We start from the raw sequence: 17,743 nt of genomic DNA on the forward strand, positions 1-17,743 counted from the left end.
GATAGATAGGGTTACAGGCTGTGTTATATCAGGTCGGTTGCCCGCACGTTTTTGCATTGGATGATGCCATAGGCGCATTGTACAACGACATCAAACATCTCGCTCTTGAGTTTGCTGGGATGTCGCTCCGAAATGGCCTGCTTTACTTCGAAAGTCTCTTTCTCTAAGCGCCCCAGCATCACGTAAGGATCGTTGGACGCATTCGGATTGGCTTCAAAGCACACCATCATAGCAGCTTTAACTTCTGCCAGAAAACTGTTTAGTTCCTGTTCAAAGGCGGTGCGCTGGCTTTGTTTTTCGGAGATGCTGAGGGTAGAGGTTGACATGGCGTTAAGCATTAGTTTCGGTTACTTCCACTTCTGCATCCTGCGCTTGTTCAGTGCCGGTCGCAATGGCTTTCTGATCCGTCACATCTTCTGCTTCATCAAAAAGCATCGAAGCGCTGGCTTTTGCTTTGGCTGCGCGTTCTTCATCGAAGTCGATGCCGTTGTTTTGGTTCTCCAGTTGCAGCGCTTTCACAACCGCCTCACTGATCTCAGACTTTGGCAGGTACTTATAAAGGCGCTTTACGACCGTCTTTTTCCACATCTCATCCTCGTCTGTCTTCCAGCTGCCGTCGTTCTTTTTGCCCATCTCAGAACGTTGCTTGATCGCATTCACCTGATCGGCACGCATGAACTCAAACTGGTAGCCACCATTGAGCAGGAAAGCCACGGCATACACCCCAATCTTTTTGCCCCGGTTGCCAAGCACTTCCGGCTTATGATCTATTTTCGGATTGGTGCCCTGTTCGATGAAGAAGTGATCGCTTTCATACACCACTTCCGCATAGATGTTCTTCACGCTGCCGGCATCGGTCAGCACCTTGATCAGGCCCATGTAAGAAGGGTCCAGCACGCACTCGCCTTTTCGCGGCACCAAGTAGGCCAGCTTGAGCACGGGATTCAGTGTCAGGCCAGTCAGGGCACAATTCACAATGGCATTTTTAATGCTCTCCGGGTTAGTCTTTGCCAGGAACGTGTTCTTTTGCAATATCTGCAGGGCAAAACCAGCCTCTTTGCCGAAGTCCAGGTTGCTTTTTACTGCTTCGAATTTTGGACGCGCAGCAACTACAATGTCTCTTGGGGATAGGGTAATGTTGCTCATTATTGTTTCTCCTTATATGCGTAAGCTGGAAGATCTAATTCTATTACTCCGTGGGTGTCGGCTGCCGCGCAGGACTCATAGCCTTTATGCTGGCCGGTCTGCAGGGCTTCTGTGTATTTGTCCAATGCCAGCTGATACTCATACCGGCCCTGTGCCATGAAGCCCTCTGTCGGCTTGTAGATAGCCGCAGCGTAAGGGTATTCTTTCTCCTGTGCCACGAACACAAACAGCCGCTCTTCCTGTGATGCATACTCCACTACGTCAGCATAAAAGGCTGCCTGCAAATGATAGCCATAGTTGGCGGCGGCACGGCTGAATCCTTCAGGCGAAGCGTCTTCACAGGTCTTTAGGTCCACAATTGCTTTGGGCTTCAGGTAGTCCGGGCGCACCTTTACCTGTACCCCGCCGAAGTCCACATAATGCGAAACTTCCGCTATGCCTTTGGCAAATAGCTGCTTGATGCTGGGATTTGAAAAAAGGGCATCGCGCATCTCCTGTAGTTTCTGGTAATCCTCGGTAGACAGGCAGGTTTTGCCCATGTTGGCCGCTTCAACTTCGGCGCGCCATTCCTTGTATACTTTGGTCGCACGTGGGTTAGCGCCCCCTATTTCGGCTACCTTTTCAGCATCATTCAGGCAGAAGTATTCTTCATCAAACTGCTCCGGCTCCAATACCAGCGTATGGTAGGCGCTGCCGAATACGAGCGTAGGCGATTGTTTCTGCTCCGGCTGGTTAAAGAAGTGATACACGGATTTCTTGTTGATCAGCTTCAGGCCAGATGAACCGATGAAGTGCGTTTGGGCATGGTAAAAAGCGTTGCTGTCGCTCTGCACCAGGTAGCTTTCGCCCTGTAGTTGGATTTGCTGTTCCATGTTAGCGGGCCGGGTTATAGGTAAGACGATCTATTTCCACTCCGCTTTCAAAGAGCACACCGTGTGTAGCCCCTTTGCGCACGGCTTTTGAGCCGTTGCTCAGTTCATAGCGCGCATTGCTCTGGCAATCCCACACCAGGTTGCCCTTGGCGTCATAAAACAGGGCATAAGTTGTTTTTCTGGTTCCGTTCATGTTACTTTGTCCTTGTTAAAAGATTAATGTTTCATTGATAGGCACTCAATAAGCGGGGGTGCCTATTTCTTTTTGTTTAACTAGCCACCCGAAGGCGCTTGCTTTGCTTGTAGGCGATCAGGCTTTTGCGTGAGTAGCTTACCGCCCGGCCTACCTTCTTGAACTGAATCAGCGTGCCGGGCCTGTCGCGTTCATTCTGCAGGGTGCGGACGCTTACGCCTGCAAACTTGGCAGCGGCAGCCGTGCCTTTTATATCCTCGTCCAGGTTGCGCTCCAAATCATCCACACGGCGCGTTAACCCTTCCAGTACCATGCGCCACTCCTGTTCCGGAACCAGCACAAAAGACTGTTGCTGCTGGGCCTGTATATAAGGAAATGCTGTATGAGACATAAGTATTTAAATATTTAGTTTGAACTATATAGTGAGACTTGCGTATAGGACTAGGCGGCGGCTTTTTGGCTGATGTAGCGGTGTAAGAACTCGCGCCCTTTCTGTGTCCACACCATCTGTATGGAAGTCATCTGTTTGCCTTCCGAGTTGGTGTATGTGTGTGTCTTGGTTTTAGCGTAGTCTTTGCCCTGGAACGGCGCATTGAGCACCCATACCCCGTTTACCTTGCGGATAATGCGCAGGTCGCGGAGTTTCTTGTTCATGGCGACTGCGCTCAGACCAAAATCCTGTGCAATGACCGTGATCGGGTAAGCGTCGCTGGTATTAAGCACTTTAGTGGCATACTCCACGATAGGAGCCTGTTGTTGGATCACTTGCTCGTTTAGCTGGTTCTTCTCCTCTAAAAGCAAGGTGCGCTGCTGAGCGGCTTTCAGTTTTTCGTGCACTAGCAATAGCGAGCGGCTGATCATTTCATCGTCTGACAGGGGCTTTAACTCTGTCTTACCAGTGGTCAGTAGCTCTTCGATGCGGTCATAGACCCATAGCTCAAACTCAGGAGACAGCCAGCCGGCAAATTTTAAGGCCAGCTTTTGGTGCATCCAGGTGCCTTGCGTTGTGCCGCCTTGTAAGATTTGAACTATAGCGTTACGGGAAATCCCGTAACGGTCAGACAGTGCTTCGATAAAACCTTCTGTTTGTTCAGCTCTCAAAAAGTCATTAGGTCTTTTACCGAATGGCTTTGCCATCTGAGTGGCGTTTACCATCACTTCGCCGTTAGCGTTAAATGTGATAGGATGGTTCTGGTATTGAAATACTTGCAGGTTCATAACTAAGCTGCGTTAGATTTGATTGCAAGTGTTTTTATCCGGTTTTGCTTTAGCTGTTTTTGGTGTTCGTCTGCCAGCTTTAACACTTCCGTCCAGATACCCTTTTCGGTACGCTCATTATTAACCACATCATAAATGTGATTTAGACTTTTGCCTGTACGCTCTCTTAGAATCGGTCCGTACTTCTCTGGCATCAAGTCGCGCATTTTTGGTTGATTCCTTGTCATTGTGTTGTTATTTAATTTATATTCGCTTGTTGCGTTGTTGGTATTTCAAATGTACGCAATTGTTTCAACAATATTCAAACTTTTGAGTAAATATTTTAAACAATTATTTCAAATAAATTATAAATGTCTGTAAATCAGCGTCTTGAAGACTTAGTAAAAACCTTCTCAGATGGAGTTGTGTCGAAATTCGCCAAGCAAATAGGTGTTTCACACACTTCTATAGCTTCTATGATGCCAGGTAGCAGAGAAAGCAAGCCGGGATTTGAAATAATTGCGAAGATCACTGAAACTTTTCCTTCAGTAAATATTGAATGGCTTATTAAAGGGAAAGACCCTATGCTAAAAACACCCGGAAACAAACTACAAGACTACACCAAGCCTACCGACAGAAGGGTAGACGAACAGGCCATACCATTATATGACTTTGAAGCAGCGGCGGGTTTAACAAAGCTTTTTAGTAATGCTGAAAATATCCTGGATTTCATAAGAGTACCTAACCTGCCCAAGTGCGATGGGGCGGTACATATTAGTGGCGATTCCATGTACCCGCTTTTAAAGAGTGGTGACATTGTGATGTACAAGCAAGTGCAGGACATACGCAACAGCATCCTATGGGGCGAAATGTATCTACTATCAGCTGAGATAGGCGGGGACCTGCTAACGCTGGTTAAGTACATCCAACGCTCAGATGAAGGCAATGACTATGTGAAACTGGTAAGCCAGAACCAATACCACTCCCCTATTGATATTCCCTTAAAGAACATCCGGGCCCTGGCTTATATCAAGGCTAGTATTCGCATTAACAGTATGGCTTAACGATACCACAATATAAATATGAAAACCATCTATACCTTTTTTATCGCACTATGTACTATAGCGTTGTTCGCCTGTGATGACTCCAGCTCCGATAAATGCACAGACTATTCAGGGCCTGCTCTAAAGAAGGGGGTAAATGGCGGCTGTTACTACGAAGACAATGGAGCAACGGTAACACTAACCGATCCTGAAGCCTGCAAGTGTGCCAAATAAAGCAGACGGCAGTACCTTAGAATAACAATAAAAAGCCCCTGTTGCGAGCAGGGGCCTAAATCAAATGATATGAGCAAAGATAAAGAAGGAAGCAGCAAACCAAGGCCGGCAAGTCCACCGACCAAAGAGTGGAGCTCTAAAAGTTCACAAGGCCCGAGAGAAAGACCAACAGGAAAGCCAACAAAGGAGCGATAGGAATAAACATCATACAAAAGAGTGCCAGCCTTATGTTTTCCACTCTCGTTGAGTTGATCTCTTCATTTGTAAGTATGCGATCCTGGTAGCTCCCCAGCTGGTTAAGCACCAGATTATAATACTTCTCATCTGTTGTTAGGTCATTATCAAAGTTCCTTGCCGTTGCAATGTTTTGAGGTGATTCTCCTGGAACGGTAATTCTATAGGGACGAAAATTGCGTTGGATAAAATAAAGGGAAGCACACACAGGTATGATACAAAATAGAGCAGCTAAGCCTAGCGCATCCTTGTCGAAGGCGGTTGCATCTCGGCTCAATATAAAACCAATCAACACCGTTAGAAAGGGAATTAATATGGAAATAATAATCTCTGCTTTCTTAGACATGCTATCCGAAGCTGTTACAGTTTCTGTCAGCCGCTGCTCTGCCAGATGCAGCATGAGCGCAGCAGAATCCTTACCGATGATGTCCCATTTCTCGATAGTACACTGCCAGGCATCAGGTTCGACTAGCAGTGTAGGCTTGGGAGTATATACTGTTTTAAGCAGCCCCTTCCCCTTAACAAAGAACTTTTGCAACAGTGTGCCGGATGGTTTTACTTCTTGCTTCATACACAGGCTTATATGAAGTAAAGATAAGAAAATTAGCACAATAATATATTCGCTAACATAATTAGTATGTACGACAACCACGCCATCCGCGGGCGCTTTCTCGATGAAGTAGAGCGCCTGGTCTCCTCGGGCATCTGCCGCTCCTATGCGCAGGTGGCCGAGGGCTGCGGCCTGAAAAGCTACCACCTGTCCGATATCCGCAACGTCCGCTCCGAGCTGAGCCTGCCGGTGCTGGTGGACTTTGTTTCGGCTTACCGGGAGCATGGTGTCAGCTATGCTTATATCCTGGATGGCGTGCGGACAGAGCCGCTGGTGGTATCACAAGCGTATCAAAAATTACAGCAGGCCCAGGAAGCCTTAAAAGAGATCAGAGAGCTGTTGAACCATGGCACACCCAACCTTTAAAGCAGACTTAAAAGAAACCAAGCGCAGTGACGGCACCCGCTCGGTGCGCATCCGCATTACCAAAGACCGGGTGCACGCCTACTACAAGCTGGGTATTTACCTGAAAGGGGAACCCAAAAAGAAGGATGCCCGCAAAGGGGACTGGAACCCCGATGGCGATTTTTTAAAAGCTAACTGGGTACGCTCGTCCAACCACGAGCACGCCCTCTACAACGAGCGCATTCACAAAACCATCAAGGAACTGGATAAATACGCGGCCGATCACCCCACCTATAGCGCCGCTGAGATCAAGCAGGGCTATAGCGATGAAAAGGCAGGCAAGCATAAACCCGCTGAAGCAGCGCAGAAAGGGTTCCTGGCTTTCTTTCAGGAATGGATCCGGCGCAAGGATGCCATGACGCAGCACGGGACCAGTACCGTCTACGAGAGCACGCTGTATTACCTGAAGCAGTTTTGGGGAGACAGGCCCGATACGCCGGAGGCACTGAACCCGGCCACGATCAGTGCCTTTATCCACCACCTTCATACGGTACAGGTCAATAAGACACAGGTCGGCTACAAGGCTTCGACAATCAACACCGCTTTCCGCACCTACCGCACCGTGTTCAAGAACGCTGTGCTGGAAGGCTGGCTGCCTCCGATGCCCAATCCCTTTGATGTGCCCTTGCTGCCGGAAGAAGATAAAAACGTGAGCTACCCCTCAGTTGACCAGCTGCTGTCGCTGATGCACCTGGACGGCCTGACGGAAGTGCAACGTAACGCCCGCAACGTCCTGCTGATGCAGTACTTTTTGAACGGCGCCCGCGTCTCGGAGGTCTTAACCCTGCGCTGGGTCGACCTGCAGGTGGAGCGGGTGGACTACCAGCCTAAAAAACGCAGCAAGCGGCGTAAGTCCATTGCCCGGCATGCTGGTGTGGAGTGGGTGCTGGCGCAGTACGAACCCACTGGGAAATACGTTTTCCCTTACCTGACAGAGGAAGACGACAAACTCTCTGGGAAGGAGCGGGTACGTCTCTTGCAAAATACCGTATCCCCGATCAATAAAGCCCTGGCGCGCGTTGCTAAGAAGGCCGGTATCACAGCCAAGTTAACCACGCATGCCCAACGCCACGCCTTTGCCGAGCAACTCTGGCAGCTGACCAAGGATGTGCGCGTGGTACAGGAGATGGTCGGGCACGGCTCGGTGCAATCCACGCAGCATTACCTGGCCCGGCTGCAGCTTACGCAGAAAGACAGCCTGAACGACAGCCTGTATGGCAGCATCGGGGAAACAATAGGGAAACAATAGGGAAACATTGTCTGCAAAAACGTGCATTTCAGGGGTGCAAATGGCGTAGGGGAAAAGGGTTTTGCCGTTCGGAGTGGCAGACTTAGGTAAATAACCACATATTACGGTATTTGGATTCCAAACTTGGTAAAATACGCGGTAAATATAACTTTGTATTGCCTGTAGGGGTTAGGCTTGTAACCTGGCAATTAGCAAAAAAACGAGCCGCAAATTTACTCAATTTGCCCGAATTATTCTTACTTTTAAGGAAATATACTTTAACCACACCCAAAACCTGATGATCTACCTCCGGCTTTTAGCAGAAAGCATCCGTTTTGCCTGGCAGGCCCTGCGCGCAAACATGCTGCGCACACTGCTTTCGTTGCTGGGCGTAACAATCGGCATTTTTGCTATCATCTCGGTTTTTACACTGGTAGATTCGCTGGAGCGTAACGTGCGCGATAGCATGAGCTTTATTGGCGATAAGGTGTTGTATGTAGAGAAGTGGCCCTGGAGCTTTGGTGGCAGCTACCCCTGGTGGAAGTATTTTCAGCGCCCGGAGCCTACAGCACGCGAGTACCGCTTGCTGGACCGTAACCTGACCAACGATGCCGGCGTGGCAATTTTTGCCCGCAAAGGGGGCAGCACGTACAAGTATCGTAACAACAGCTTCTCGGATGGCATGCTGATGGGCGTAACCTACGACTATAGTAAAGTGAGCGAAATTCCGATTGAGGAAGGCCGCTATTTTATACCGCAGGAAATAGATGCCTCCCGCAATGTGATCGTGATCGGTAAAGAGATTGCCGAAACCCTGTTCCCTTACAGCAGCGCTGTAGGGCAGGAACTGAAAGTGGGTGGCCAGCGGTTCCGGGTGATTGGGGTGGTAGAGAAGCAGGGCGAGAACATGTTCGGTGCCCCGAACTTCGACCAGATGGGCGTTATCCCGTTCGGAGCTTTCAGTAAAATGTATGATACCGGCCCTAATGGCATAGGCACAACGATAGCTGTAAAAGGCCGTGAAGACGATGAGGGGCTGCAGGAGCTGGAGTATGAAGTGCGCGGCATGATGCGCAACATACGTGGCCAGCGCCCACGTGACGATGATAGTTTTGCCATAAATCGCCCAGAGATGGCTACACAGGCTGTTACCGGCTTTTTTGATGTTATTGGAATAGCTGGCTGGGTTATTGGCGGCTTTGCTATACTGGTAGGTGGTTTTGGTATTGCCAACATCATGTTCGTATCTGTAAAAGAGCGTACAAACATTATCGGTATCCAAAAATCTTTAGGAGCTAAAAACTATTTCATCCTTTTCCAGTTTCTGTTCGAGTCGGTGTTCCTGAGTGTGTTAGGCGGCGCCATTGGTATCTTCCTGGTATTTCTCATTACCATTATCCCACAGGACATGATGAAGATCAGCCTGTCGATGGGTAACATTGTGCTGGGACTTGGCGTATCTGCCGTGATTGGTATGCTTTCAGGTATAATTCCGGCCGTGCTGGCATCAAATCTTGATCCGGTTATTGCAATCCGCTCTAAATAAAGTAATTTACACCCCGCGCTATAGCAGTGCTCCCTCACTGCCTGCTTTTTCGCGGCCTTTAAATTTTTATATGATGAATGGCGCAGACAAATAAGCGCCGCAGGGTAAAGTGCCCTGCACTGAAGATGACTAATTATTATTATGACAAAGCTTAGAAAAACGAGCAAAACCAAGCTGCACGACGAATCGCTGAACACAGGCAGCGGACAAACTATTCTGAATCCTGATGCTAACGAAAACAAAGTAAGATCGGTAACTGATCTGCGCGAAAGCGGACAGGTAACAGCAGCGCCTGCCTCTGAAGAAGATATCCGTATACGCAAAGCATTTGTAGATAAAGACTGGAACGAAATTAAGATTGCTGACTCCTGGCAGATATTTAAAGTAATGGCTGAGTTTGTGGATGGCTTCGAGAAGCTGGCCAAGATCGGCCCTTGCGTTTCGATATTCGGGTCGGCCAGAACCAAAGCCGACAACAAATACTACATTATGGCCGAGGAGATCGCTGCCAAGCTGGTGCGCCACGGTTATGGTGTAATTACAGGTGGTGGCCCGGGCATTATGGAAGCCGGTAACAAAGGTGCTCACTCTGAAGGTGGTAAATCGGTAGGCCTTAACATTCACCTGCCATTCGAGCAGTTCAACAACATTTACATCGACTCTGACAAGCTCATTAACTTTGACTACTTTTTTGTACGCAAGGTAATGTTTGTGAAATATGCGCAGGGCTTTGTAGTGTTGCCTGGCGGTTTCGGAACGCTGGACGAACTTTTTGAAGCGATCACACTGATCCAAACAAAGAAGATCGGTGCCTTCCCGATTGTACTGGTAGGCCGTGAATACTGGGGCGGTTTAATGCAGTGGGTAGAGGACGTAATGCTTAAAATGGAACGCAACATCAGCGCAGAAGACCTGGATCTGGTACACATTGTAGACGATCCATCGGAAGCCGTGGAAATTATTGACGCGTTTTACAGCAAATACCTGCTTTCTCCAAACTTCTAAGAAAAGTAACTATAGTTTATGCAAAAGCCCGCTGCCAACACAGCGGGCTTTTTTTGTGTTACTTTTTGTAAATATCATACTATAGCTATACACATTGCATTCTAAAAATCCTATATTTACATAACACTGGATATCTATAGTTTGTGTAATATGGCTTGTGGCGTTAAGCTTTCGTTTGTTGGCAAAGCAGTTGTGCTTATAGTTTGCTATTTGGTTGCAGGTATTTTCTCAGAAGCGCTGGCTCAAATCAATAAGCAATCTAATATCTGGTATTTTGGCAGCAAAGCCGGCTTAGACTTTAATAGCGGCACCCCTACTGTACTTACTGATGGGGCTATGGAAGCTTTCGAAGGAACAGCAAGTATAGCCGATGCCGATGGCAGACTTCTGTTCTATTCGGATGGTACCACGGTCTGGAACAAGCAGCATCAGGTAATGGCCAATGGCTCAGGTTTACTAGGTAGCGCCAACAGTGCCCAATCGTGTATTATAGTTCCTAAGCCTGGTAGTCAGACAATTTATTACCTGTTTACTACCGATGCTGCAGGCAAAGCAAATGGCTTACGCTACTAAACTATAGACATGGGAGTAAACAGTGGGTTGGGTGCTGTTATCGAAAAAAATATACTGCTCTACACCCCTACTTCTGAGAAACTGACTGCTGTAAAGCATGAAAATAAAGTAGATATCTGGGTTGTATCGCACGAGTTTGGTACAAGAAGTTTTAAAAGCTTTCTGGTTACAGAAGAAGGAGTTGCAAGAAAAAATCTTGGTTCAATAACAACGCTCCTTGACTCACAATTTCCTGCAGTAACGGACCCTACAAATGCGATTGGCACTATGAAAGCTTCGCCGGATGGTTCTAAAATAGCAGTTACTCACCGCGTTACAAATTCAGTCCGGATTTTTAGTTTCACCGACCGTGGCACAGTCATGAACTTCCCGTTATGGTACGAGGCTACTGTGTTGCCAGCCTCCGATCACCCCTATGGGCTGGAATTCTCTCCTGATAACACTAAGCTCTATGTAAGCACAGATGCAGGCACTAAAATTTATCAGTTTGATCTTAGCTCTGAGGATGCTGCAACTATAATCGCCTCAAAAACACTAATCGGACAAGCATACCTAGACCCAACGAACCCGCCCACGAACTTTGTAGGTGGCAGTTTACAACTTGCTCCGGATGGCAAGATTTACTTTGCCCGGCCAGCCAGTTCTCACCTAGGCGTAATTAACAACCCAAATGCTTCAGGTGCTGCAAGCAACTACGTAGATAAAGCTGTTTACCTGGAAGGGAATAAAAGTATGATGGGTTTACCAGCCTTTATCCAGAGTAACTTTGACTATACCTACGACATCAGTTTTGATATTAAATGTTTTGGCCAGGCAAGCACCTTCGCTTTCGATGCTCCTGCATCAGAACAGCCTACCTTTATGGAATGGGACTTCGGAGACCCGGCTTCCGGCACGAACAACATTGTCAGCACCTTAAATGCCAGCCACAATTTCAGTGCCCCGGGTGAGTATACTGTTACATTTACCCGCCACATCAACAACAAACAGGAAACCTATACCATAACTGTAAAGGTAGATGCGCCGCCTGTAGTTAACCTGGGTCCCGACCGCAGTGTTTGCCCTGGCACCGAAGTAACACTAGATGCAACTACACCCAATGCTACTTATAAATGGAGTAACGGAAGTACCTCGGCAAGTATAACCACTACCACCCCTGGCACCTACTGGGTTGAAGTAACTATAGGAATCTGCATCACCCGCGACGAAGTAAAGATCTCAAACTATAGTTTGCCAACCGTAAACCTGGGTCCGGACCGCGAACTGTGCGAAGGGGAAACGATAGAACTGAATGCTTTTAACCAAGGAGCTACCTATTTGTGGCGGGATGGCTCTACCAACCCAACTTTTACGGTTACCAAAGCAGGCACTTACCGCGTAGAGGTTACCAGTAAAAATGGCTGTAAGAAAACAGACGAGGTAACTATAGTTTACAATGCGCTGCCTGTTGTTAACCTGGGGCCTGACCGGGACGTTTGTGCCAACACGACTACTATGCTGGATGCTACCCAGCCTGGTGTAACTTATAAATGGAGTACAGGAGCCACCACACCAACTATAACTGTAGCAACTGCAGGTGAGTATTGGTTAACTATAACCAACAGCAAAGGCTGCAGCACCACCGATGCCATCCGCATTAACCATCTGCCGCTGCCTGTCGTTAACCTGGGACCGGATGTTACCCTTTGCTCCGGAGATACCAAGTTACTGGATGCTACTTATCCTAACTCCACTTACCTATGGCAGGATGGCTCTACTAACCCTACTTTTCTGGTAAAAGAGCCCGGGAAATACTGGGTAGATGTTACCAACGAATTAGGCTGCGTGGTGCGCGACGAGATCTGGGTACCTTACCTGACCCGGCCAGCTATAGCGCTGGGCAATGACACCACCCTTTGCTATGGCGACACACTGGTTATAGGCAGAGAATTACCGGGCAACATCCGATACCTGTGGCAGGATGGCAGCACAGAGCCTCTTTATAAAGTAACCAAACCGGGCACTTACAAACTCACCGCTTTTAATGAGCACTGCGAAGCCAGCGACGAGATAACCATTCGCTTCAGAGACTGCATTGGCGGGCTTTTTATCCCAAATGTTATTACTCCTAACGGCGATGGCAAAAACGATGTGTTCTTTATACATGGCCTGGAAGAAGATGACTGGGAACTGGCACTTTACAACCGTACAGGCACAGAAGTTTTCCGGACCCAAAACTATAAAAATGACTGGGCACCCCAGCCGGGTAACACAACAGGCATATTCTATTACCTGCTCCGGCACCCAGCTACAGGCCGCACCTACAAAGGCTGGGTAGAAGTGCTGCAGTAAGCTACTATAACCTTTAGGGCTGCTACCGTATACCTCCTGTATGAACTGGAGAAGTATACTTAGCCGCAATGAGCGTAAAAAACTTAAAAAGGAGCTAAAGGTACAGGACAAACTGAACCTGGAAGTACGCGACAGCCTGGCTATGCAGCGCACAAGAATGGCAAACGAACGTACGCTTCTGGCTTATATGCGCACCGCCACAGCCATGATTCTGGCCGGCCTCACGTTTATTAAACTGTTTGATGACCTGTTTTACATTGGTGTAGGGCTGATATCTATACCGATGGGTGTGGTTGTTGCCTATTTTGGCTACAGGCGCTATAGTAAGCAAAAGCTGGAAATAGCACAAAATACAACCTTATACGCCCCCACCAGCCCCATACTGGCTGAAGTAACCAAACAGGAAAAAGACGAACCCGGCACTGATACGACCTCAACTACCACCTCACCCCAACTATAAGTTGTTGCTATGCTACCAGACCCAGAACAGGAAGAAATAAAGCGCCTGAAGAAGAAGCTGAAAGCGCAGGAGAAAAAGAATATTGAGATCCGGGACCAGATGGCGGTGCAACGTACCATATTTGCCAATGAGCGCACCCTAATGGCTTACCTCCGAACTGCCATTGCCCTGCTGGCCGGTGGTATAGCAGCCATCAAATTATCACAGCACAAATATATGGGCATAATCGGCTTTTTGCTGCTGGCTTTAGGTGGCAGCCTGATCATCTATAGTTTTTACCGGTACTTCAAGAAACAGCGCCTCATCAGAAAACAACAGAAAGAATTTGTGCAAACCAGCCACCATCACGCCAAGATCCACGAAAAAGAAGCATCCGGATATGGCAATGTCGATTAAACTATAGCTTTACCTGCTTCGCTCTTTTAGTGAGCAGCTCTTTTATCCCTATTGCCCCTAGCAGAAAAACAAATGGCAGCAAAGGCAAAAAAAAGCGATTATCCCAGTCTACAGCGCTTACAACTACCATAGCGGAAAGCTGAAGCATCAGAAAAACGATAAAGCCAGTAACTCTTGCCTCTACCATTCTGGCTAATAAGGCTTTTATGCCCAGCAAATAAAGCGGATAAATGAGCGCAACTATAGCTACGTTATGCCAGAGCGAATAATACGGCCGTACCTGTCCCCAGTAGTATAAGAGTCGCAAAAGAGATTGCTTTAAAAAGAACCAGGGCTCACTCAGAACTATAGCTACAGTTTGCTGCAGCGGCGACCCTTGTGGTTGTGCTATAGTTATGCCCTCTAAGCGAAGCGGCTCATATCCCTGAATAACCTCTCCCGACACCAGGAATTTTGTAAAAGAGTGATCGCTGGATATATCCTGCAGAAAAAGATGCGCCACTATAAGTACAACTATAGATGCTAAGCTCAACAATAAAGTAGCTGCCTTCCAGAGGTTATATTCTCTTTGCTTGCAAAAACCAATGCCCCAGTAAACGAATACTGCTACGGCTACCATAAAACCATTTGGCCGCAGAAACAGCACTACCAGCAACAACAGCGATAAATGCAGATAATGACTTTTTTTGTTTGCTGTTACCAGTCGCCAGAAAACAAGGCAGGTTACGCTCACAAACAACGATTCGGTGTGGATGTACAGGTTCCAGAACTGAAAATCGGGCCACAGGATGAGCAGAAAAGTAGTTAGGGCAGCTACCAGCTCACTACCTGTTAACTTGCAAGCCGCCTTATACATAGCTACCATCGCCAGACCCGAAACTATAGTTTGCAGCAATACGATCCAGCCCAGGCCCCCTAGCCAATTTGAGAGAGCAAGAAGCGTCGTATATACAATGTAGCTTATCTTTAAAGAACTATAGTCTCCTGTTGCAAACATGCCGGCTTGCGCAAGGTAGCGTTTACTATCAAAAACCACCTTAATTCCGTGTTTGCTATAGAGCAGAAACTGCACTAAAACCCAGAATGCAGCTAGCCCCGCATATAAAAGGTAAGCTGCACTACTACGATTAAATGCTTTCAGGTAGGCCATCTGCAAATCTACCTGTTTTTCTATATTTCGTGCACAGGCGCCGGCTCAAACTATATAATTCTATCCATCTGAAACAAAGTGAATTCAGCTAAACCAATTGTGCTTGTTTTATGTTAAGATAGGTTAGCGTACTGCAACGGCAGCACGCTGATTTATTTTATACCTTTGCTATTTAAAATCAACGCATCCTGCATGGCTTTAGAACAAAAGCAGACTACCGATACTGGCACCGAAACCGCAGCCTTCCCGCAAAACGGCGAAGCGCAGCATATTGAAGTTTACGGCGCCCGCGAACACAACCTTAAGAACATATCCATTAAACTACCGCGCTACAAGCTGGTAGTTTTTACAGGCATATCCGGGTCAGGCAAATCGTCGCTGGCTTTTGATACCATTTATGCCGAAGGGCAGCGCCGCTACATGGAAACGTTCTCTGCCTACGCCCGCTCGTTTATGGGTGGCCTGGAGCGCCCGAACGTTGATAAGATCGAGGGCCTGTCGCCGGTAATTTCTATCGAACAGAAAACCACCAGCCGCAACCCACGCTCTACAGTAGGCACCATCACCGAAATCTACGACTTTATGCGCCTATTATGGGCACGTACGGCCGAAGCTTATAGTTATGTAACCGGCGAGAAAATGGTGCGCCAGAGCGACGACCAGATCGTGAACCATATCCTGGAAAACTTTGATGGCAAGCGTATAGTTGTGCTCGCCCCGGTTGTAAAGGGCCGTAAAGGGCACTACCGCGAGTTGTTCCAGCAGATCCGTAAGATGGGCTTTATACGCGCCCGCGTAGATGGCGAGCTGCTGGAGATCACACCAAAAATGCAGGTAGACCGCTACAAAATTCACGACATTGAGATCGTGATCGATAAGATTGTGGTGAAGGAAGAAGACCGTTTCCGTTTGTCGAGCTCTATACAGAATGCCCTGACACATGGCAAAGGAACTACGCTGATACTGGATGTGGATGCAGACAAGACGCACTTCTTCTCACGTCACCTCATGGACCCGGCCACCGGTATTGCCTACGACGACCCGGCTCCGAACTCCTTCTCGTTCAACTCCCCTTACGGCGCCTGCCCGGTTTGTAATGGCCTGGGCGAGATACAGGAGATCACCGAAGAGTCGGTTATACCGGACAGAGACCTGAGCATACGCCGTGGTGGTATTGCGCCGCTGGGCGAGTACCGCGATATCTGGATATTTAAGCAGATCGAAGCACTGTTCAAGCACTTTAAGGTTTCGGTATCTACCCCGATAAAAGACCTGCCTGCTGATGTGGTAAAGGTACTGATGTACGGTTTGGATGAGGACCTGGAAGTGAATACCAAGAAAGGCAACTATGTGGTAGAGTTTGAGGGAATCATCAACTTCCTGAAAAACCAGATGGAGTCTGATTCTGACAACATACGCAGCTGGGTAGAAGATTTTGCACAGAACACCACCTGCCCCGAGTGTAACGGTTACCGATTAAAAAAGGAATCGCTGCACTTTAAGCTGGCCGGTAATAATATTGGTGAACTATCGGTTTTAGACATAAATAAACTGGCTGCCTGGTTCGAGGGGCTGGAAGACCGCCTGAGCGAGCGCCAGAATGTAATTGCCCGCGAACTGCTGAAAGAGATCCGTAAGCGCATTGGCTTTTTGCTGGATGTTGGCCTGGATTACCTGAGCCTGCACCGCCCGGTTAAAACCTTATCTGGTGGCGAGAGTCAGCGTATCAGGTTGGCAACACAAATAGGTACGCAGCTGGTAGGGGTGCTCTATATTATGGATGAGCCAAGTATAGGGCTACACCAGCGCGATAACGAGCGCCTGATAAACGCACTGAAAGACCTGCGCGACCTGGGCAACACGATTATAGTTGTGGAGCACGACAAAGACATGATCCTGCACTCCGACTATGTAGTGGATATTGGTCCGGGAGCAGGCATACATGGCGGACAAGTGGTTACAGCCGGCACTCCGGAAGAAATGATGAAGGCCGGTACAAAAACAGCTGATTTCCTAAGCAACCGTCGTGGTATAGAAGTGCCCCGCGTAAAGCGGCCAGGCAATGGCGAAAAGCTTGTATTGAAAGGTGCTACCGGCAACAACCTGAAAAACGTGACGCTAGAGCTACCATTAGGTAAGATGATCTGTGTAACAGGTGTTTCAGGCTCAGGCAAATCATCGCTGATACACGATACGCTGTACCCGATCCTGAACACGCACTTCTTTAGAGCGAAGCGTGAGCCGTTGCCTTATAAAACAATTGAAGGCTTGGATAAAGTAGATAAAGTAATTGAGGTGGACCAGTCGCCGATTGGCCGTACGCCACGCTCTAACCCGGCTACGTATACAGGCGTGTTTACCGATATCCGTAGCTTGTTTGCACAGCTGCCCGAAGCTAAGATCAGGGGGTATACGCCGGGGCGTTTCTCGTTTAACGTAAAAGGTGGCCGCTGCGAAGCTTGTGAAGGTGCGGGTATGCGAACCATTGAAATGAATTTCCTGCCGGATGTGTACGTGCCATGCGAAGTATGCAAAGGCAAACGCTACAACCGCGAAACCCTGGAAGTGCGCTTTAAAGGCAAAAGCATTACCGATGTGCTGGATATGACCGTGGAGCAAGCCGTTGAGTTTTTCGAAAGCCAGCCGCGCATCCTTCGAAAGATACAAACGCTGAACGAAGTTGGGTTGGGTTATATTACATTAGGCCAGCAGGCAACTACCTTATCGGGTGGTGAGGCGCAGCGCGTGAAACTGGCTACAGAACTCTCTAAAAAAGATACCGGCCAAACGCTGTATATCCTGGATGAGCCAACTACAGGCCTGCACTTCCAGGACATTGAGCACCTGACCGAAGTACTGCACAAGCTAACCGATAAAGGCAATACAGTGCTTATCATTGAACACAACCTGGACCTGATAAAAGTTGCCGACTGGATAATTGATATCGGGCCGGAAGGTGGCGAAGGTGGCGGAACTATAGTTGCCCAAGGCACACCCGAAGAAGTGGCTAAAGTAAAGAAAGGTTATACTGCGCGTTTCCTGAGGGATGAACTGAAAAACAGCCATTACCGCGAAAATGGCCAGGAGTAAGAAACTATAGTTAGCTCACACTCGCGGGTC

General features: G+C 48.2%; 20 protein-coding genes. 11 read left to right on the forward strand and 9 right to left on the reverse strand.

Annotated elements, in window-relative coordinates:
* Positions 1-23: 23 nt before the first annotated feature.
* The 7 genes from GXP69_RS00675 to GXP69_RS00705 all read right to left on the reverse strand — a co-directional run bounded on the left by GXP69_RS00675 (position 24) and on the right by GXP69_RS00705 (position 3,656).
* Positions 24-326: a hypothetical protein gene (locus tag GXP69_RS00675; RefSeq protein WP_163911002.1), complete on the reverse strand. Its 303-nt coding sequence runs from the start codon at positions 324-326 to the stop codon at positions 24-26.
* A 4-nt stretch (positions 327-330) separates the two neighbouring features.
* Positions 331-1,146: a recombinase RecT gene (locus GXP69_RS00680; protein ID WP_163911005.1), complete on the reverse strand. Its 816-nt coding sequence runs from the start codon at positions 1,144-1,146 to the stop codon at positions 331-333.
* Complete coding sequence (locus GXP69_RS00685; RefSeq protein ID WP_163911008.1) at positions 1,146-2,018, reverse strand: PD-(D/E)XK nuclease-like domain-containing protein; 873 nt, start codon at positions 2,016-2,018, stop codon at positions 1,146-1,148. The genes GXP69_RS00680 and GXP69_RS00685 overlap by 1 nt, the downstream gene beginning before the upstream one ends.
* Position 2,019: 1 nt before the next feature.
* Positions 2,020-2,211, reverse strand: coding sequence for a hypothetical protein (locus GXP69_RS00690; RefSeq protein WP_163911010.1), 192 nt, complete (start codon positions 2,209-2,211; stop codon positions 2,020-2,022).
* Between the two features lie 76 nt (positions 2,212-2,287).
* Complete coding sequence (locus GXP69_RS00695) at positions 2,288-2,602, reverse strand: hypothetical protein (protein WP_163911013.1); 315 nt, start codon at positions 2,600-2,602, stop codon at positions 2,288-2,290.
* Between the two features lie 50 nt (positions 2,603-2,652).
* Positions 2,653-3,429 carry a phage antirepressor KilAC domain-containing protein gene (locus GXP69_RS00700; RefSeq protein WP_163911015.1) on the reverse strand — a complete coding sequence of 259 codons (777 nt, stop codon included), beginning with the start codon at positions 3,427-3,429 and terminating at the stop codon, positions 2,653-2,655.
* 2 nt (positions 3,430-3,431) lie between these two features.
* Positions 3,432-3,656 carry a hypothetical protein gene (locus GXP69_RS00705; RefSeq protein WP_163911017.1) on the reverse strand — a complete coding sequence of 75 codons (225 nt, stop codon included), beginning with the start codon at positions 3,654-3,656 and terminating at the stop codon, positions 3,432-3,434.
* Positions 3,657-3,779: 123 nt separating this feature from the next.
* Between GXP69_RS00705 and GXP69_RS00710 the strand changes: the two genes are divergently transcribed.
* Together GXP69_RS00710 and GXP69_RS00715 are read left to right on the forward strand one after the other, a co-directional pair.
* Positions 3,780-4,472, forward strand: coding sequence for a S24 family peptidase (locus tag GXP69_RS00710; protein WP_163911020.1), 693 nt, complete (start codon positions 3,780-3,782; stop codon positions 4,470-4,472).
* A gap of 18 nt (positions 4,473-4,490) precedes the next feature.
* Positions 4,491-4,685: a hypothetical protein gene (locus GXP69_RS00715; RefSeq protein WP_163911023.1), complete on the forward strand. Its 195-nt coding sequence runs from the start codon at positions 4,491-4,493 to the stop codon at positions 4,683-4,685.
* 136 nt (positions 4,686-4,821) lie between these two features.
* On the opposite strand, the gene GXP69_RS00720 is transcribed toward GXP69_RS00715, so the two are convergent.
* Positions 4,822-5,490, reverse strand: coding sequence for a hypothetical protein (locus tag GXP69_RS00720; RefSeq protein WP_163911025.1), 669 nt, complete (start codon positions 5,488-5,490; stop codon positions 4,822-4,824).
* Positions 5,491-5,556: 66 nt separating this feature from the next.
* Here GXP69_RS00720 and GXP69_RS00725 point away from each other — a divergent pair, with 66 nt between their 5' ends.
* From GXP69_RS00725 to GXP69_RS00760, 8 genes are all read left to right on the forward strand, one after another.
* Entirely contained in the window at positions 5,557-5,895 is a 339-nt protein-coding gene (locus tag GXP69_RS00725; protein WP_163911028.1) for a hypothetical protein, read from the forward strand.
* Positions 5,876-7,183, forward strand: a complete 1,308-nt coding sequence (locus GXP69_RS00730; protein ID WP_163911031.1) for a tyrosine-type recombinase/integrase — start codon at positions 5,876-5,878, stop codon at positions 7,181-7,183. Before GXP69_RS00725 ends, GXP69_RS00730 begins: the two co-directional genes overlap by 20 nt.
* A 277-nt stretch (positions 7,184-7,460) precedes the next feature.
* Positions 7,461-8,708 carry an ABC transporter permease gene (locus GXP69_RS00735; protein ID WP_163911034.1) on the forward strand — a complete coding sequence of 416 codons (1,248 nt, stop codon included), beginning with the start codon at positions 7,461-7,463 and terminating at the stop codon, positions 8,706-8,708.
* Between the two features lie 141 nt (positions 8,709-8,849).
* The gene (locus GXP69_RS00740; protein WP_163911037.1) at positions 8,850-9,713 is read left to right on the forward strand and encodes an LOG family protein; all 864 of its coding nucleotides are present in this window, start codon (positions 8,850-8,852) and stop codon (positions 9,711-9,713) included.
* A gap of 150 nt (positions 9,714-9,863) precedes the next feature.
* Positions 9,864-10,286, forward strand: a complete 423-nt coding sequence (locus GXP69_RS00745; protein ID WP_163911040.1) for a hypothetical protein — start codon at positions 9,864-9,866, stop codon at positions 10,284-10,286.
* A gap of 9 nt (positions 10,287-10,295) precedes the next feature.
* Positions 10,296-12,617: a T9SS type B sorting domain-containing protein gene (locus tag GXP69_RS00750; RefSeq protein ID WP_163911043.1), complete on the forward strand. Its 2,322-nt coding sequence runs from the start codon at positions 10,296-10,298 to the stop codon at positions 12,615-12,617.
* Positions 12,618-12,657: 40 nt separating this feature from the next.
* A complete protein-coding gene (locus GXP69_RS00755) occupies positions 12,658-13,077 on the forward strand; it encodes a YidH family protein (protein WP_163911045.1) in 420 nt (139 codons plus the stop codon).
* Positions 13,078-13,086: 9 nt separating this feature from the next.
* On the forward strand, positions 13,087-13,473 hold the full coding sequence (locus GXP69_RS00760) for a YidH family protein (RefSeq protein ID WP_163911048.1): 387 nt from the start codon (positions 13,087-13,089) through the stop codon (positions 13,471-13,473).
* 1 nt (position 13,474) lies between these two features.
* Here GXP69_RS00760 and GXP69_RS00765 read toward each other — a convergent pair whose 3' ends face one another.
* Positions 13,475-14,623 (reverse strand): hypothetical protein, encoded by a 1,149-nt coding sequence (locus GXP69_RS00765; RefSeq protein WP_163911050.1) that lies wholly within the window; start codon positions 14,621-14,623, stop codon positions 13,475-13,477.
* Positions 14,624-14,815: 192 nt separating this feature from the next.
* Between GXP69_RS00765 and uvrA the strand changes: the two genes are divergently transcribed.
* On the forward strand, positions 14,816-17,713 hold the full coding sequence (gene uvrA / locus GXP69_RS00770; RefSeq protein ID WP_163911054.1) for an excinuclease ABC subunit UvrA: 2,898 nt from the start codon (positions 14,816-14,818) through the stop codon (positions 17,711-17,713).
* Positions 17,714-17,743: the final 30 nt, after the last annotated feature.

The organism is Pontibacter burrus, from assembly GCF_010686685.1.
In the GTDB taxonomy this organism is placed as follows: Bacteria; Bacteroidota; Bacteroidia; order Cytophagales; family Hymenobacteraceae; genus Pontibacter; species Pontibacter burrus.

Excerpts from the sequence above, each read along its gene's own strand:
- GXP69_RS00675 (WP_163911002.1), bottom strand. The coding sequence starts at position 326 with ATGTCAACCTCTACCCTCAGCATCTCCGAAAAACAAAGCCAGCGCACC.
- uvrA (WP_163911054.1), top strand. The coding sequence starts at position 14,816 with ATGGCTTTAGAACAAAAGCAGACTACCGATACTGGCACCGAAACCGCA.
- GXP69_RS00735 (WP_163911034.1), top strand. The coding sequence starts at position 7,461 with ATGATCTACCTCCGGCTTTTAGCAGAAAGCATCCGTTTTGCCTGGCAG.
- GXP69_RS00680 (WP_163911005.1), bottom strand. The coding sequence starts at position 1,146 with ATGAGCAACATTACCCTATCCCCAAGAGACATTGTAGTTGCTGCGCGT.
- GXP69_RS00760 (WP_163911048.1), top strand. The coding sequence starts at position 13,087 with ATGCTACCAGACCCAGAACAGGAAGAAATAAAGCGCCTGAAGAAGAAG.
- GXP69_RS00740 (WP_163911037.1), top strand. The coding sequence starts at position 8,850 with ATGACAAAGCTTAGAAAAACGAGCAAAACCAAGCTGCACGACGAATCG.
- GXP69_RS00685 (WP_163911008.1), bottom strand. The coding sequence starts at position 2,018 with ATGGAACAGCAAATCCAACTACAGGGCGAAAGCTACCTGGTGCAGAGC.
- GXP69_RS00755 (WP_163911045.1), top strand. The coding sequence starts at position 12,658 with ATGAACTGGAGAAGTATACTTAGCCGCAATGAGCGTAAAAAACTTAAA.
- GXP69_RS00705 (WP_163911017.1), bottom strand. The coding sequence starts at position 3,656 with ATGACAAGGAATCAACCAAAAATGCGCGACTTGATGCCAGAGAAGTAC.
- GXP69_RS00730 (WP_163911031.1), top strand. The coding sequence starts at position 5,876 with ATGGCACACCCAACCTTTAAAGCAGACTTAAAAGAAACCAAGCGCAGT.
- GXP69_RS00715 (WP_163911023.1), top strand. The coding sequence starts at position 4,491 with ATGAAAACCATCTATACCTTTTTTATCGCACTATGTACTATAGCGTTG.
- GXP69_RS00720 (WP_163911025.1), bottom strand. The coding sequence starts at position 5,490 with ATGAAGCAAGAAGTAAAACCATCCGGCACACTGTTGCAAAAGTTCTTT.
- GXP69_RS00690 (WP_163911010.1), bottom strand. The coding sequence starts at position 2,211 with ATGAACGGAACCAGAAAAACAACTTATGCCCTGTTTTATGACGCCAAG.
- GXP69_RS00725 (WP_163911028.1), top strand. The coding sequence starts at position 5,557 with ATGTACGACAACCACGCCATCCGCGGGCGCTTTCTCGATGAAGTAGAG.
- GXP69_RS00695 (WP_163911013.1), bottom strand. The coding sequence starts at position 2,602 with ATGTCTCATACAGCATTTCCTTATATACAGGCCCAGCAGCAACAGTCT.
- GXP69_RS00710 (WP_163911020.1), top strand. The coding sequence starts at position 3,780 with ATGTCTGTAAATCAGCGTCTTGAAGACTTAGTAAAAACCTTCTCAGAT.
- GXP69_RS00765 (WP_163911050.1), bottom strand. The coding sequence starts at position 14,623 with ATGGCCTACCTGAAAGCATTTAATCGTAGTAGTGCAGCTTACCTTTTA.
- GXP69_RS00700 (WP_163911015.1), bottom strand. The coding sequence starts at position 3,429 with ATGAACCTGCAAGTATTTCAATACCAGAACCATCCTATCACATTTAAC.
- GXP69_RS00750 (WP_163911043.1), top strand. The coding sequence starts at position 10,296 with ATGGGAGTAAACAGTGGGTTGGGTGCTGTTATCGAAAAAAATATACTG.
- GXP69_RS00745 (WP_163911040.1), top strand. The coding sequence starts at position 9,864 with ATGGCTTGTGGCGTTAAGCTTTCGTTTGTTGGCAAAGCAGTTGTGCTT.